This window comes from Bradyrhizobium sp. T-1, assembly GCF_053592855.1.
This window is the reverse complement of record NZ_CM132115.1, coordinates 5,750,775-5,764,423: the sequence shown is the minus strand read 5'-3', so window position 1 is coordinate 5,764,423 and position 13,649 is coordinate 5,750,775. Positions and strand designations below refer to the sequence as shown.

The window sequence follows — 13,649 nt, the reverse complement described above, 5'->3', positions numbered from 1 at the left end:
CCCGCTGATGCCGGAAGCGTCATTTTTGCCAGGTACAAATTCGGGTGAGGGGGACTCTCCAAGCGTCCGTCGGTCTGCTACGTGCTATATGTTTCCGACTGGACATCATGTGACACCACCGAATCCAACCGACAAAGCCGGCGCACTCCGAACTCTCTCGCTGCGTGCGCCGCTCGACCTGCTCTTCTTGTTTTGCTGCCTGATCCTGACCGCGGATGTCCTCGGCCCGGAGATCTTCGGCCGTGGCAAGACCAAGGACTATGCGCTGTGGTACTGGGCCGGGCAGCAGGTGCTGCATGGCGGCGCGCTCTATCCCAGCGCGATGGATCACCCGTTCGAGTTCATCTACCCGCCGCTGCCGGCGATCCTGCTGGCGATCCCGAGCTGGTTCGGCAAGATCCCGCTCTACATCGTGCTGTCGATCCTCAATGGGGTCGCATGGTGGTACACGAGCATCCTTTCCAATGCCATGACTGGCTCGGGTCGCGAGCCGGGCCCGTGGCTCGAGGCGCTGCCGGCGGTCGTCACCGTCTCCTTCGTGTTCGACATGTTCGATCTCGGTCAGCCGAACCTCGTTCTGCTGGCGATGATGCTGTACGGCTTCTGGAGCCTTCAGCATCGGCGATCCTGGTTCGCGGGCTTCATGTTCGCGCTCGCCACCGCCATTAAGGTGTTTCCGATCGCGGTGCTGCCTTATCTGGTTTGGCGGAGGCAGTGGGCCGCCGTCGTCAGCATGCTCGCTTTCATTGGCGTCCTGCTCTATCTCGTGCCGGCGCCGATCCGCGGCTTCGAGCGCAACGCGGCCGAGCTCAGCACCTGGTACCAGGGCATGGTCGGCTCGAGCTCGGAAAAGGGTTTTGGACAGCGCGACGAGCAGAACTGGTCGTGGGTCAACCAGTCCATCATCGCGGTAACGCACCGGCTGGTCCGGCCGATCAACTACAATCTGGACGATCCCCGCAAGCCGGCGCGCACGATGAATGTCATCGACGTCGACTACAAGACGGCGAACTGGATCGTGCTCGCGGTATCGGCATTGCTCGGGCTCGGCTTCATCGCGGTCATACCGTCACAACGGAAAAGGACGGCGCGATCCGACGCCGAGGAACTCGGCATCCTGTTCTGCCTGATGACGGTCGCCTCGCCGCTGGCGCGACAATATTACTTCATGTGGCTGTTCCTGCCGCTGACGGTGCTGATACATCGGACGGCGTTCGATGCGCGGCCGAAGGTGCGGCTGGGAACCGGGCTCGCGCTTGGCGCCGCCGGCATTCTCATGCTGTTGTCGCTGCCGCCGATTCCCCTCGCCGTCCAGGCTTGGGGCAACAACCTCCTGGCGACGGCGATCCTCGCAGTTGTGCTTGCCTGGCACATCCGGCATCCGCCGGCTGCGGCTAGCTCGGACGCCGCGGCGGGGCTAAAACCACAACCATCTTGAGACTTGAAAAGTGGGACATCCGACCATGGCCAACGCGCAGCTTCAATCCGTGCTCGACCACATCGACAAGGACTTCGACAACAGCCTCGAGCGCCTGTTCTCGCTGCTGCGGATCAAGTCGATCTCCGCTGATCCGGCTTTTGCCGCGGATTGCAGGGCGGCGGCCGAGCATCTGGCCAAGGACATCGCGAGCCTCGGCGTCGCGACCGAGGTGAGGTCGACCGCCGGCCATCCTGCCGTCGTCGGCAAGGTCAAATCGGGCGGACGGCCGCATGTGATCTTCTACGGCCATTACGACGTGCAGCCGGTCGATCCGCTCGAGCTCTGGCACCGTCCGCCGTTCGAGCCGGTCGTGGCCGATCATGCCGACGGCCGCAAGATCATCGTTGCGCGCGGCGCCGAGGATGACAAGGGTCAGGTGATGACCTTCGTTGAAGCCTGCCGCGCCTGGAAGAAAGTCACGGGCTCGCTGCCGATCGACGTCACATTCCTGATCGAAGGCGAGGAGGAGGTCGGCTCCAAGAACTTCGTGCCGTTCGTCGAGGCCAACAAGGACGAGTTCAAGGCCGACTACGTGCTTGTCTGCGACACCGGCATGTGGGATCCGGAGACGCCGGCGATCACCACGGCGCTGCGCGGCCTGCTGTATGAAGAGGTGAAGATCACCGCCGCGAGCCGCGATCTGCATTCCGGCGTGTTCGGCGGCACGGCGATGAACCCGATCCGGCTGCTGACCAAGATTCTCGGCGGATTGTTCGACGACGACAACCGTATCACCATTCCCGGCTTCTATGACGGCGTAAAGGATACGCCGCCGGACATTCTGGAACAGTGGAAGAAGCTCAACTTCACGCCGGAGTCGTTCCTTAAGCCGGTCGGCCTGTCGATCCCGGCCGGCGAGAAGGGGCGGCTGATGGTCGAGCAGGCCTCCACGCGCCCGACCTGCGACGTCAACGGCATCTGGGGCGGCTATATCGGCGAAGGCTCCAAGACGGTGATCCCTTCGCATGCCTCGGCAAAAGTCTCGTTCCGCCTTGTCCAGGGGCAGGACCCCCTGAAGATCCGCAAGGCGTTCCGCGACTACGTGACTGCCCGGATTCCGGGCGACTGCAAGGTCGAGTTCGGCGACCATTCCGCCGCGCCGGCCGTCGCGCTCGACTGGAGCATGAAGCCGCTCGCGGCGGCGAGGCAAGCGCTGACCGAGGAATGGGGCAAGGAGACCGTGCTCATGGGTTCCGGCGCCTCGATCCCGATCGTTGCCGATTTCAAGCGCGCGCTTGGGCTTGACTCGCTGCTGGTCGGCTTCGGCCTCGACGATGACAACATCCACTCGCCGAACGAGAAGTACGATCTGCGCAGCTTCCAGAAAGGCATCCGCTCCTGGGCCCGGATTCTCGCGGCGTTGGCGGACGTGAAGTAGCGCACGGAAACTCTATCCTCGTCATTGCGAGCGAAGCGACTTGTCCGCCGAAGCCTTCGGCGAAGGCGGAAGCAATTCAGAATCCATCCGAGGAAACAGTCTGGCTTGCTTCGTCGCACCAGCGCAAAATTGCTTCGCAATTTTGTCGCGGGCTCCTCGCAATGACGGCGGGGCCCAAAATAAAAACGCCGCCCGGAATTGGGCGGCGTTTCATTCCAAAACATGTAGAGGTAGGTGACAACTAACCTACACCAAATCCGCGAAATCTCAAGAGCGGTAGCCCGGGAGCTCGCGGTCGAGCTTGCGCAGCAGCGGCGGCCACACGAGAGTGGTGGAACGCAGCTCGGCGCGGTCGCGGTTGGCGAGCAGCTCGGTGTTCTTCTCGATCGCGATCTCCTCGACCGGATAGACCGGCGTGCCCAGCGCACGGGTGCGCACCTGCATCGAGCAGGCGCGCTCGAGGTGGTACATGCGCTCGAAAGCGGAGGCGACCGAGCGGCCGACGGTCAGTGTGCCGTGGTTGCGCAGGAGCATGTGGTTGTGATCGCCGAGGTCCTTCTGCAGCCGCGGCCGCTCGTCGTGATCGAGCGCGATGCCTTCATAGTCGTGATAGGCGAGGTCATGGGTGACGAGCTGCGCGGTCTGGTTCAGCGGCAGCAGGCCTTCGGCGCTGCTCGACACCGCGGTGCCGTCCAGCGTGTGGAGGTGCAGCACGCAGATTGCGTCCTCGCGCACCTCGTGGATCGCCGAATGGATGGTGAAGCCTGCCGGATTGATGCTGTACTCGCTCTCGCTGAGCTGGTTGCCGTGCAGATCGACCTTGACCAGGCTCGAGGCCGTAATCTCGTCGAACATCAGCCCGTAGGGATTGATCAGGAAGTGATGGTCGGGGCCGGGCACGCGCGCGGAAATGTGGGTGTCGACCAGATCGTCCCAGCCATACAGCGAGACGAGGCGATAGCAGGCGGCGAGATTGATCCGTTGCTGCCACTCGGCCTCCGTCATATCAGACGGCACTTCCTTCAGGCGCGCTTCCGCTGGTGACATGGTAAATTTCTCCGAACCTCGTTGTTGCGGAGGAGGAGCCTAGTCTTGCAAACAGCTGGCAGCAAGGCGTGCAGAGCGCGGCAGTTCAGCGTAGCCCGCATGAACCCGGCGGATCCGGAGAAAAATCTTACGGCGCCGGGATCGACAGCAGGCTGGAAATGCTGCGGCCGCGGATGTCGTAGACACGCGCGAACACGACGTCGTCGCGCTTGATCTCGACCATCACGGGCGCCGTCAGGCCCTTGCAGTAGAACTCGCCGAGCGTCATGGCGAAATCGGCCGCGTTGGAATCCCAGCCGATGGTGAAGTCCGGGCCGAGCGCGACCTGGGCCGGGCGCTGCGGACCACACACCGCAACCTTCCATTTGCGATTGCGCGGCGGCACTTCCTGGCGCTCGACGAGCTGCTCGCGCAGTTCGTCGGAGGCCTGCTTCAGCGCAAGGCCCCAATAGTCCAGCATGAAGCGGTCGTCTGCGGCGCGTACCGTTCCGGCGATGTGGTTGAAGTGGGTGTACTGATAGGGATGCAGCCGGATCATCTCGGCGAGCGGCAAGGCAAGGCCGAAGCAGAACACGGCGAGCACCGCCGGTTGCCAGGCGCGCTGGTTGGCGCGCAGGCGCTCCATGGCCCAGCCGAAGGCAATGCCACCGAGCACCGCCATCGGCGGGATCACGAAGACGAAATGGCGGATCCCGTTGTAGAGCGCCGGCCGCTTCACCATTGCGATCGCGAGCGGCAGCGTCGCTGCCAGCGTCAGCATCAGCATGATGGTCTTGCGGCGCGCCGGAGTCTCGCGGCGCGGCAGCATGGCGAAGGTGCCGATCACCGCGCCGGCCATCAGCACCAGCATCACTTCGGGCAGCTGCAGCGCGAACAGAGTCGGCAGATACGACCAGGGCATGTCGGGCACGGAGACGATCGCGCCGTCGAACATCTCCTTCCAGGGCTTCTCGAAGAAGTGCGAGAAATAGGTCAAGGCCTCGAAGGGATTGCCGGGCTCGATGATCGACCACGGCCAGATCAGGCCCATCACGAGGTAGCCGAGCACGAGGCCGGGCAACAACACGTAGATGACATGGACGAAACGACGCACCGCTTCGCGAGCGCCCTCGGCGTGCAGTTCCTCCAGGAACAGCGGGACGAAGCCGATCATCGCATAGACCAGCGCCAGCCCGCCGAGAACGCGCGTGCCAAGTGAGAGGCCTGCACCCAGGCCGACGATCAGGATCGTGCGCGGCGAGGGATTTGGATATTCCTCGGCAAGGCGGACCAGGCCGAGCATCAGGACGATCATCGCCACCGCGAAGGGCGCATCCTTCGGGTTCATGAACATGTGGCCGTAGAAGATCGGGCAGAGCGCCAGCAGCAGCAGCGCGCCGAGGCCGGCAAGAGGTCCGCCGACGCGGCGGCCGAGCCGCCAGGTCACCGCAAGCCCGATCACGCCGACGGTCGCGCCGACCAGGCGTCGCGTCTCGAACAGCTCGAGCGGGAGGATCTTGTGGAGCAGCGCTGCGGCCATGTCGAAGCCGCCGCCGTACATATAGAGGTTGGCGAAGGAGAGCGCGGCCGTGTCCCTGAAGCCGGAGCCGTACATGCGCAGCAGCAGGTCGGCATATTCGGCATGGGTATAGTCGTCCCAGCCGAGCCCGTAATCGCGGAAGGTCAGGCCTGCAATGACGGCGACGGCAGCCAGCACCAGCATGGCGACGTCGTCGCAAGTCCGTTCAACCGAGCGCCCGAGAGGCGTTTCGATCGCCGAGGTCGTGATGGATGTCATGGCTATTGGTGACCCGGAATCCCCTCTTGGCCCTGCTGGTGCGCGCGGGCCTGTTCCCCGGAATCCCTATAGCGCAGTTCCATTACCAAGTAATTGGGCATTATGGCTAAATTCCTGATGCGACGCAGCAATTTCCGGCCAACTTGGAGCACATGAGAGCTAGCGGACCGTTGCTGAAGGGAATGTGAATAAGTCCCTGATATCCTTCCCTTTAGGAACGGCGGCGGCAATTGGTCGTTGGCGAGGAACGCTGTAAGACGGTATCGTGGCGTAGCGGGTGCCGCGTGTGGACGCGTGGCCGGGGGTTTGTTCGATGAGCGTGGCTTTGTTGATCGCAGGGATTTTCGCCGTCGTGGCGGGCCTCCTTACGGTCGCGTATGGCTTCGGCTACAGGGAATTCAGCGTCGGCAGCACGCTCATAACGAGCGGGACGATTGGCGTCTGCTCCGGAATGTTACTGGTCGGCCTCTACGTCGTCCTGCTCGAGCTGCAAGCGATCGGCCGCCGTCTGGCCGGAGCCGCAGCGTCGGAGGTTCGCGTGAGGCCGGTGCTGCCGCCGGGTCTCGCCGGGCCAAATGGCCTGGGTGCGCCTGCGCCGGAGCCTGCCGCGGCGGTGCGGGGTGATCCGCAGTCACCGCCGACTGCGCCGCCATGGCAGGCCGAAGTGCCCACGCCGGCGCGCCCGCGCGCGGAGGCACCGGCCGAGCCCGAAGCGCCTCCGCCTCCACTTCCGCCCCCCTCCGCAGCTCCGGAAGCGCCGCGAAGGCGCAATTTGCTGTTCGCCTCGAGCTCGCGCAAGGAGCGCGAGCGCGCCGAGGCCAAGGAGACCAAGGCTGCCGAGAACCCGCCGCTGCAGGCTCACGCCGAGCAGGCGGAAGCGGCTGCGCCCGAAACTCCGCCCGCTAGCTTCGAGGACGCGTGGCCGAAGCCGGATCGCGCGCGGCCGCCGGAGCCGCCCGCGGCGCGTCGGCCGCCGCGCCCGTCGTCGGCCTTCGAGCCTGCTGCACCTGTCGCACCTCCGCCTGCACCCGAGCCGCCACCGGTCGAACCGGCGTCGGTGACGGTGCTCAAATCCGGCATCGTCGACGGCATGGCCTATTCGCTCTATTCCGATGGCTCGATCGAGGCGCAGATGCCGGAGGGCATGATGCGCTTTGCCTCCATTGACGAGCTGCGTGCGCATCTCGACCAGCGCGGCTGAAGACCTCCAGCCTTGAAGTAAAGCCTCGTGGCTGTTGTCGCGAGATCAGTAATAGGCTCACATTCGCCAGTCGTCGTATTTCAGCCAAACGTATTGTTGACAGAGAATACTTCACCGCCGCCAATGCAGCGACGGAGCCAGATTGGAGAGAGGGCGCCCATGTCTGATGCCGGGGCCAAGAACTTCATCGAGCTGACGGCGAGCATCGTGTCGGCCTATGTCGGCAACAACCCGACGCCGGCCGCCGAGATTCCGAACCTGATCAGCCAGGTGCACGGCGCTTTGACGCGGGTGTCGTCGGGCCGCGCCGAAGCACCGCTCGAGCCGGCAAGGCCTGCGGTCTCGCTGAAGAAGTCGATCGCGCCGGACTATCTGGTGTGTCTCGAAGACGGCAAGCGCTTCAAGTCGCTGAAGCGCCACCTGCGCACCCAGTACAACATGACGCCCGAGCAATATCGCGAGAAATGGGGCCTGCCGGCCGACTATCCCATGGTCGCGCCGAACTACGCGGTGGCGCGTTCGCAACTGGCGAAGAAGATGGGTCTGGGACAGCAGCAGCGGAAGAAGGGGAAGTAGAGCGGCGTGCTCGGTTTCGTAGGTTGGGCAAAGGCGCGAAGCGCCGTGCCCACGCACTCGAGATGGTGGGTACGCTTGCGCTTTGCCCACCCTTCGAAGCTTCTTACGACGCTTCCGCCAGCGCCTCTTTCGCGTCGGTCTTGATGCGCTCGACCATCGAACGCAGGCCGTTGGAGCGCTGCGGCGTCAGGTGGTCGCGGAAGCCGAACTCGTTGAACACGGAAATCGCGTCGGTATCGAGAATCTCCTGCGGCGTGCGGCCGGAGTACAGCGCAAGCACGATCGCGACCAGCCCGCGCACGATATGTGCGTCGCTGTCGCCGCGATATTTCAGGATCGGCGCACCGCCGTCGCGGTCGACCAGCTTCTGGAGCCAGACCTGGCTGACGCAGCCCTGCACCTTGTTCTCGGCCGAGTGCTCGTCCTCGGGCATCGGTTCCAGGGTGCGGCCGAGCTCGATGACGTACCGGTAGCGGTCGTCCCAGTCGTCCAGAAGCTCGAAATTGTCCCTGATGTCGTCAATCGAAGTCATTGATGGCCCGTGGTTCCTGTTCAGGCCAATATAGGGACGCAGGCCGCCGAAATCGATAGGATTTGGCGCCTAATTCCCCGTTTCGGGGCCGCGCCATTCCAGCGCGAGATCGTCCTGGGTCAGCGTGTCGCGCGGCGCTTCGGTCGCAGCCGTATCGCCTTCACCGGCGATCGTGATCGAGCCGGTGTGGTCGGGCGCCTTCTTGTCAGTCTTCTCGTTCTTCTCGTTGGTGATCTGGTCTTTCTTGTCGTTGATGATCTGGTAGATCTTCTTCGCGCCGTCCTGCGCCCGCTGGCCGATGATGGTGGCGGCCTGTCCGCCGACCTCGCAGGCCGCGGGCTGACGCTTGCAGAACTGGGTCATGTCGGAGACGGCCGCGGTCGCAGCCTGCACCGCGTCGGCTGCGCCGATTTGCGGCAGCTTGCCCGATTCGGGCGTCTTGTCCCGCGGCAGGAGCACCAGCACCAGCCCGAGCCAGAATGTGATGCGAAGCAGAAAGCGCATCTTGCGACCTGTATGTTAGATCCCGCGACGGCGATTTCCGCGCGCGTTTCGACCTAGCAACTCTCGATAAATCGCAAGTCATTGCCTTGAGCTTAATTCGCGGAAAATTTACGCAAGAATCTTCGCGGATAGAGGTCTCGTAAATTTTCGATTGATGCGGGCAACCGTGGTGGCCCGGACCCGCGCATCCACCAATTCGAAACCATGATCCGGCTCGCGAAACCCTGTGTTCACCATCTGCGATGATGACATCGTCAAATCGCCTAAAAATCTCCGCGATATCGCGGTGTCCGGTCGCACGCCGACCCGCCTTAGCACTCGTTTAAGGTCACTCTGACACGGTGGCTCAACGATAAGGAGGCGTTCCGGCGCGTCTTCTCGAGACGATTGAGCCGAAGCGCGAGACCCGTGACAGTTTTGAGTATCATCCGCGATTGTCTCGATGCACTGCTGCATCCCTCCGCGCGTTACGACGCGCTGACGCGTGCGCGCCATCGGGCTTTCATGGCGCCGCGGCTTCTCGGAAGCCTGGCTGCCTTTGCCGCATTCCCCGTTTATCTCGTCCTGCGTGGCGCGCCGAGCGCGATCGAGGTCGCGGCCTTCGCCTGGCTGATCGCGCCGATCCTGTTGTCCTGGTTCCTGTCGCGCACCGGCCGCTATGAAGGCGCCCACGTGCTGTCGTCGCTGGCGCTCGCCGGCCTGATCATGGCCATCGCGGCCACGACCGGCGGCATCGAATCGTTTGCCGCGATCTGGCTGGTCGTGGTTCCCCTCGAGGCCGCGCTGTCGGCCTCGCGCCGCGTCGCGGCTTTTGCCTCCTTGCTCGCGCTGTCCTGCGTGGGACTGTTGATCCTGCTGAGCCAGCTCGGCTGGCTGCCGGCCGGCGACCTCAACGGCGCAGAACGCGGCGTGATGATGGCGTTCGGCGTCGCTTCCGCGACGCTCTATGCCGCAGGCCTCGCCTTCGGCGCCGAGTCGCTTGCCCGCACCAGCGTCGCACTGCTGTCGCGCGAGGAGGAGCGCTATCGCATGCTGGCGCGCAACATGAGCGACGTGATCTCGCGGCATCAGCGCAACGGCGCGGTGCAGTTCATCTCGCCGGCGGTGGAAGCCCTGCTCGGCATGCCGGTCGCGCAGCTGCTTGGCCACGGCCTGTTCGATCGCGTCCATGTCGCCGATCGTCCGGCCTACCTCACCGCGCTCTCCGATGCCGCGCGCGGCGACGTGCGCAGCGTCGAATTCCGGCTGCGGCGGGAGCCTGCCGGCTCCGAGCGCGGTCAGATCGATTTCATCTGGGTCGAGATGCGGTGCCGGCCGCTCGAGGATCAGCGCCGCGAAGCCACTGCCGAGCTCGAAGTCGTCGCCGTGATGCGCGACGTCACCGATCGCAAGCTGTCCGAGCAGGCGCTCGATCAGGCGCGCAGCGCGGCGGAGGCCGCCGATGCCGCCAAGACGCGCTTCCTCGCCACCATGAGCCATGAGCTGCGCACGCCGCTCAACGCCATCATCGGCTTCTCCGAGATGATCGCGCAGGAGCAGGCCCTGATGCTGGCAGCCAGCCAGCGCAAGGAATACGCCGAGCTGATCAACGCGTCCGGCCAGCATCTGCTGTCGGTCGTCAACGGCATCCTCGACATGTCGAAGATGGAATCGGGAAATTTCGAGATTGCGTCGGAGCCTTTCGCGCCGCGCGCCTCGCTGATGCATTGCTGCAATCTGCTGGCGCTGAAGGCGCGCGAGAACGGCATCGACCTCATCACCGATGCGCCGCAGGATCTGCCCATGATGACCGGCGATCCCAGGGCGTTCAAGCAGATCGTGCTCAATCTCGTCGCCAATGCCGTCAAGTTCACCGAGCGCGGCGGCCAGGTCACGGTGTCTGCATCGGCATCCGCTTCGCAGCTCACGCTGCGGATCAGCGATACCGGTGTCGGCATCGCGCCCGATGACCTCAAGCGCATCGGTGCGCCGTTCTTCCAGTGCGACAAGACCTATGAGCGCCGTCACGAAGGCACGGGCCTCGGTCTTTCGATCGTGAAGAGCCTGGTGGCGTTGCATCTCGGCGAATTGACGGTACAAAGCAAAGTCGGCGAGGGTACCGCCGTCACCGTCAAGCTGCCGCTCGTCTACACGCCGCCGCAAGCCAAGCCTTCCGATAAAGTGGCGGCCGAGAGCAAAATCGCGACGCTGACGCCGGTGCCCCGTCATGAAGTTCAGGACCAACCTGCCCTGGTGAAGAAAAGTGCCTAGAAAGTCTGCCAACGACGAAGCTGCTCCGCGCCGCCGTGGCGCCAAGGGTGGTGCCAAGGCCGCGGTCGTGGATGTCGAGACCGAGCGCAATCTCGTGCTGCGCGTGCTTCTGCACAGCCCCAAGGATACGCTGGCCGGTTTCGTCGCCGCCGCCGCGATCAGCGCCATCGTTGCGAACGCGCTGTTCCTGCAGACCGGCCGGCATCCGGCGCCGATGTTCGGCACCGTGATCAATCTTCCTGCGCCATCCTCCACGTCGCTGGCGAATCCCTTGCCGCGCCCGCGGCCCGTCGGCGCCGACACGTCGCCGCTGGAGCCGAAGGCAACCGAGTTTCGCGTGGAGCCGAAGCCGGCCGAGAAAGTGCCGGAGAAGCCTGCCGAGACGACGGCCTCGACGCCGCGCTCCGGCGATCCCATGACCAATCTGGTGATCAAGGCCACGACACCGACGCCGGCACCGTCCGCGGTGGCCGTCGCGCGGCCGCCGGCGCCCATCCCGGCGCAGCAAAGCCCGGCGGCGCGTCGTCTCGCCGGCGTGCAGCGCGCGCTGTCCGAATACGGCTATGGGAATTTGAAGATCACGGGCACGATGAGCGGCGAGACCCAGTCGGCGATCCAGACGTTCGAGCGCCAGCGCAAGATGCCCGTCACCGGCCAGGTGTCGGACCGCCTGCTGCGCGAACTCGCCGCCGCAATCGGCCATCCCGTCGAATAGCCGCGATTCCTTCCGTCATTGATGCCGATCAATTCGCAGCGCTGCTCCGACAAAATCGGGGCCAGATTCGCACCATCGAGATTTGCCCGGGATCAATGACCGCCGTCGCCGTCAGGGAAGATGATGCCTCATTCTCACCAGAGAGTGGAGGTCGTCATGTTCAAGGTTTCGGTTCTGATTTGGATGATGCTGGGGACCACGTTGGCGGGCATCAGCCTTATCGTGGTGCTGATGGTGCCGAATTTTGCGGCCAACGCCATCAAGAACATTCCCTATGCCGTTGCCGTGGGATTCACGCTCGCCATGCCGCTGTCGTACTTCGTCGCGAGCAAGATCCGCGGCGGTCAGGAGGGCACACGCAAGGCGTGAGGCGCAGGCGCCGAGACTGGCGTCACGTCTCTTGCTGGCTTATCGTGCGTCCATGCGTTTGAAGTCAAATATCTGGGTCTCAGCTTATCTGCGCCGGTGTCAGACCGAGGGCGTGTTCGGCGCGGTGCGGCGTCGCGGCGCCGAGGAGGCGGGCGCGGTATTCGTGAAAGTGTCGCTGCTCGACGGCAATGCGATGCTCTACGTGCCGGCGCCGCAGACGTCCTATGACGACGGCCGGCCCGTCGATCGCTTCTTCGTGCCGATTGCGCCGCAGCCGGTGCCGGAGTCAGCGGTGGAAGAGCGGTTGACCAAGGAACTGCGCTTCGATCCGGACGCCTGGATCGTGGAGACCGAAGACCGTGCGGGACGGCACTTCCTCGATCTGGCCAAGACCTGACTAGCGCTCCGACGACCCGCTGCTGCCCGTGCGCACGGCCGGGCTCGAGCCGGGCTGCACGTTCGGCCGTGTCTGGCTGGCGCTGCTCCGTGCGCGCTGGCGGTCGCTGTCATGCAGCGACGGCTGATATTTTGCGCGCGTGACCGCAAGCGTCGAGCCGCGCCACGCGGCCAGCATCACCAGGGCGGAGCGGTCGCTGAGACGGTCATAGAGCCGCGACAGGCGGTAGACCTCGTTCACGGAATTGCCGATCGCGGGCTTGAAGAACAGCAGGATGCGCTGGAAGTTCGGGCTCGGCATGTCGAGCGCGCGTGCGGCAACCGCGAGCGCTTCGCCGCCGGGATCGTCGACGATCTCTGCGGCGACGCGCGAGGGCAGGATCAGGGTGTCGCCGAGCTCGTGGATGAAACTGTCGACGTCGCCGGCAATCGCGGCCATCTCAAGGATCTGGATGGCGCGCTTGGCGTGCACCGTCGGAATCCGCGGCGCGGCCTTCAGCGGCGTCTGCGCCAGATTGTGCAGGATCAGCGCGCGCTGGCTCGCATCGGCGCGGAAAAACATGTCGTGGATCTCGGCCGCTTCCTTCGGCTGCATAGCCATGCTGGCGGCCATGCGCTGCTCGGCCTCGGTCGGCGTGCGGGCCGGCGAAGGGGCGGGTGCAGCACGCGGGATCTCGCGCGCGAGCGGAATCCTGCGGCCTTCCTGCGCGGCGACCAGCCCGAGCTTCTGCAAGACCGGGACGGGCGTCTGCGGATAGATCGCAAGCTTCGCCTTGACGGAAGCGCGCGTCGCGTCGTCGACCTGGTCGATCAGCCGCGTCGCAAGCTCGATGAACTGCCGCTGCTCGTCCTCGCTGTGGGTGCTGGCTTGGACATACAGATCGGTCAGCACGCGCAGCAGGGTGGGGCGAACATCCACGCCCTCGCGGCGGGAGAGGGTCATCAGCCCGTCGAATCCGGGAAACAGCGACTTGGTCATGGAGGGTACGCAACTCGGAAGAACTGTTCCCGCAAGCCTATCAGGGGTCCTTTAAAGGCTCGTTAAGGAAAACGAGGTGTGAAGCAAACCCGCGCATTTCAAGCGGTCTCGTCTCGTTGCGGGACGGCCCGTGCGGTTACGGTCAAAAGACCATGTTTACACCCCGTTAACCATAAACTGATCCTAATGATCTCCATGTTGCCGGGGCGCGTTTGGTCGCGCGGCAGTTGAGAGAGCTGACATGGGGACCATCATCGAATTTCCGGCCGCTCGCCGGGTGGGCTCGTCGGGGGATGTCACACCGCGCGCGGACATGGGAACGATCCTGATTCTTCCCGTCATCCGGATCGAGCGCGAGGCAGACGAAACCAGCGGCGACCGCGGGCCCGAAGCAGGCACCGCGCCGGGGCGCCGTCGTCGGCGCCGCTGACGCGATCGTCGTTTG

At 64.6% G+C, this 13,649-nt stretch carries 14 protein-coding genes; 9 read left to right on the top strand and 5 right to left on the bottom strand.

What is annotated here, in order from left to right; translation table 11 throughout:
- The first annotated feature begins 88 nt into the window (after nucleotides 1–88).
- Both ACWAT4_RS27805 and ACWAT4_RS27800 read left to right on the top strand, forming a co-directional pair.
- Nucleotides 89–1,438 carry a glycosyltransferase family 87 protein gene (locus ACWAT4_RS27805; RefSeq protein ID WP_212300357.1) on the top strand — a complete coding sequence of 450 codons (1,350 nt, stop codon included), beginning with the start codon at nucleotides 89–91 and terminating at the stop codon, nucleotides 1,436–1,438.
- Between the two features lie 25 nt (nucleotides 1,439–1,463).
- On the top strand, nucleotides 1,464–2,858 hold the full coding sequence (locus tag ACWAT4_RS27800; protein ID WP_449728584.1) for a M20/M25/M40 family metallo-hydrolase: 1,395 nt from the start codon (nucleotides 1,464–1,466) through the stop codon (nucleotides 2,856–2,858).
- Nucleotides 2,859–3,125: 267 nt separating this feature from the next.
- Here the strand turns inward: ACWAT4_RS27800 and ACWAT4_RS27795 are convergent, their stop codons facing one another.
- Nucleotides 3,126–3,905, bottom strand: a complete 780-nt coding sequence (locus ACWAT4_RS27795; RefSeq protein WP_212300359.1) for a class II aldolase/adducin family protein — start codon at nucleotides 3,903–3,905, stop codon at nucleotides 3,126–3,128.
- A 127-nt stretch (nucleotides 3,906–4,032) separates the two neighbouring features.
- Entirely contained in the window at nucleotides 4,033–5,682 is a 1,650-nt protein-coding gene (locus tag ACWAT4_RS27790) for a glycosyltransferase family 39 protein (protein ID WP_449728583.1), read from the bottom strand.
- Nucleotides 5,683–5,995: 313 nt separating this feature from the next.
- On the opposite strand from ACWAT4_RS27790, the gene ACWAT4_RS27785 reads away from it, so the two are divergent.
- Together ACWAT4_RS27785 and ACWAT4_RS27780 are read left to right on the top strand one after the other, a co-directional pair.
- On the top strand, nucleotides 5,996–6,883 hold the full coding sequence (locus ACWAT4_RS27785) for a DUF308 domain-containing protein (RefSeq protein ID WP_449728582.1): 888 nt from the start codon (nucleotides 5,996–5,998) through the stop codon (nucleotides 6,881–6,883).
- Nucleotides 6,884–7,042: 159 nt separating this feature from the next.
- A complete protein-coding gene (locus ACWAT4_RS27780; protein ID WP_212300362.1) occupies nucleotides 7,043–7,459 on the top strand; it encodes a Ros/MucR family transcriptional regulator in 417 nt (138 codons plus the stop codon).
- 103 nt (nucleotides 7,460–7,562) lie between these two features.
- Here the strand turns inward: ACWAT4_RS27780 and ACWAT4_RS27775 are convergent, their stop codons facing one another.
- Together ACWAT4_RS27775 and ACWAT4_RS27770 are read right to left on the bottom strand one after the other, a co-directional pair.
- Nucleotides 7,563–7,991, bottom strand: coding sequence for a SufE family protein (locus tag ACWAT4_RS27775; RefSeq protein WP_212300363.1), 429 nt, complete (start codon nucleotides 7,989–7,991; stop codon nucleotides 7,563–7,565).
- Between the two features lie 69 nt (nucleotides 7,992–8,060).
- Entirely contained in the window at nucleotides 8,061–8,495 is a 435-nt protein-coding gene (locus ACWAT4_RS27770; RefSeq protein ID WP_212300364.1) for a DUF5330 domain-containing protein, read from the bottom strand.
- A gap of 408 nt (nucleotides 8,496–8,903) precedes the next feature.
- Between ACWAT4_RS27770 and ACWAT4_RS27765 the strand changes: the two genes are divergently transcribed.
- From ACWAT4_RS27765 to ACWAT4_RS27750, 4 genes are all read left to right on the top strand, one after another.
- Nucleotides 8,904–10,745: a PAS domain-containing sensor histidine kinase gene (locus tag ACWAT4_RS27765; RefSeq protein ID WP_449728581.1), complete on the top strand. Its 1,842-nt coding sequence runs from the start codon at nucleotides 8,904–8,906 to the stop codon at nucleotides 10,743–10,745.
- Complete coding sequence (locus ACWAT4_RS27760) at nucleotides 10,738–11,460, top strand: peptidoglycan-binding domain-containing protein (RefSeq protein ID WP_212426805.1); 723 nt, start codon at nucleotides 10,738–10,740, stop codon at nucleotides 11,458–11,460. Before ACWAT4_RS27765 ends, ACWAT4_RS27760 begins: the two co-directional genes overlap by 8 nt.
- A gap of 156 nt (nucleotides 11,461–11,616) precedes the next feature.
- Nucleotides 11,617–11,829 (top strand): hypothetical protein, encoded by a 213-nt coding sequence (locus tag ACWAT4_RS27755; protein WP_212300367.1) that lies wholly within the window; start codon nucleotides 11,617–11,619, stop codon nucleotides 11,827–11,829.
- A 52-nt stretch (nucleotides 11,830–11,881) separates the two neighbouring features.
- Nucleotides 11,882–12,226: a DUF1491 family protein gene (locus ACWAT4_RS27750; RefSeq protein WP_212300368.1), complete on the top strand. Its 345-nt coding sequence runs from the start codon at nucleotides 11,882–11,884 to the stop codon at nucleotides 12,224–12,226.
- Here the strand turns inward: ACWAT4_RS27750 and ACWAT4_RS27745 are convergent, their stop codons facing one another.
- Complete coding sequence (locus ACWAT4_RS27745; RefSeq protein WP_212426807.1) at nucleotides 12,227–13,204, bottom strand: DUF2336 domain-containing protein; 978 nt, start codon at nucleotides 13,202–13,204, stop codon at nucleotides 12,227–12,229.
- A gap of 241 nt (nucleotides 13,205–13,445) precedes the next feature.
- Here ACWAT4_RS27745 and ACWAT4_RS27740 point away from each other — a divergent pair, with 241 nt between their 5' ends.
- Nucleotides 13,446–13,634 (top strand): hypothetical protein, encoded by a 189-nt coding sequence (locus tag ACWAT4_RS27740; RefSeq protein ID WP_212300370.1) that lies wholly within the window; start codon nucleotides 13,446–13,448, stop codon nucleotides 13,632–13,634.
- Nucleotides 13,635–13,649 lie beyond the last annotated feature (15 nt).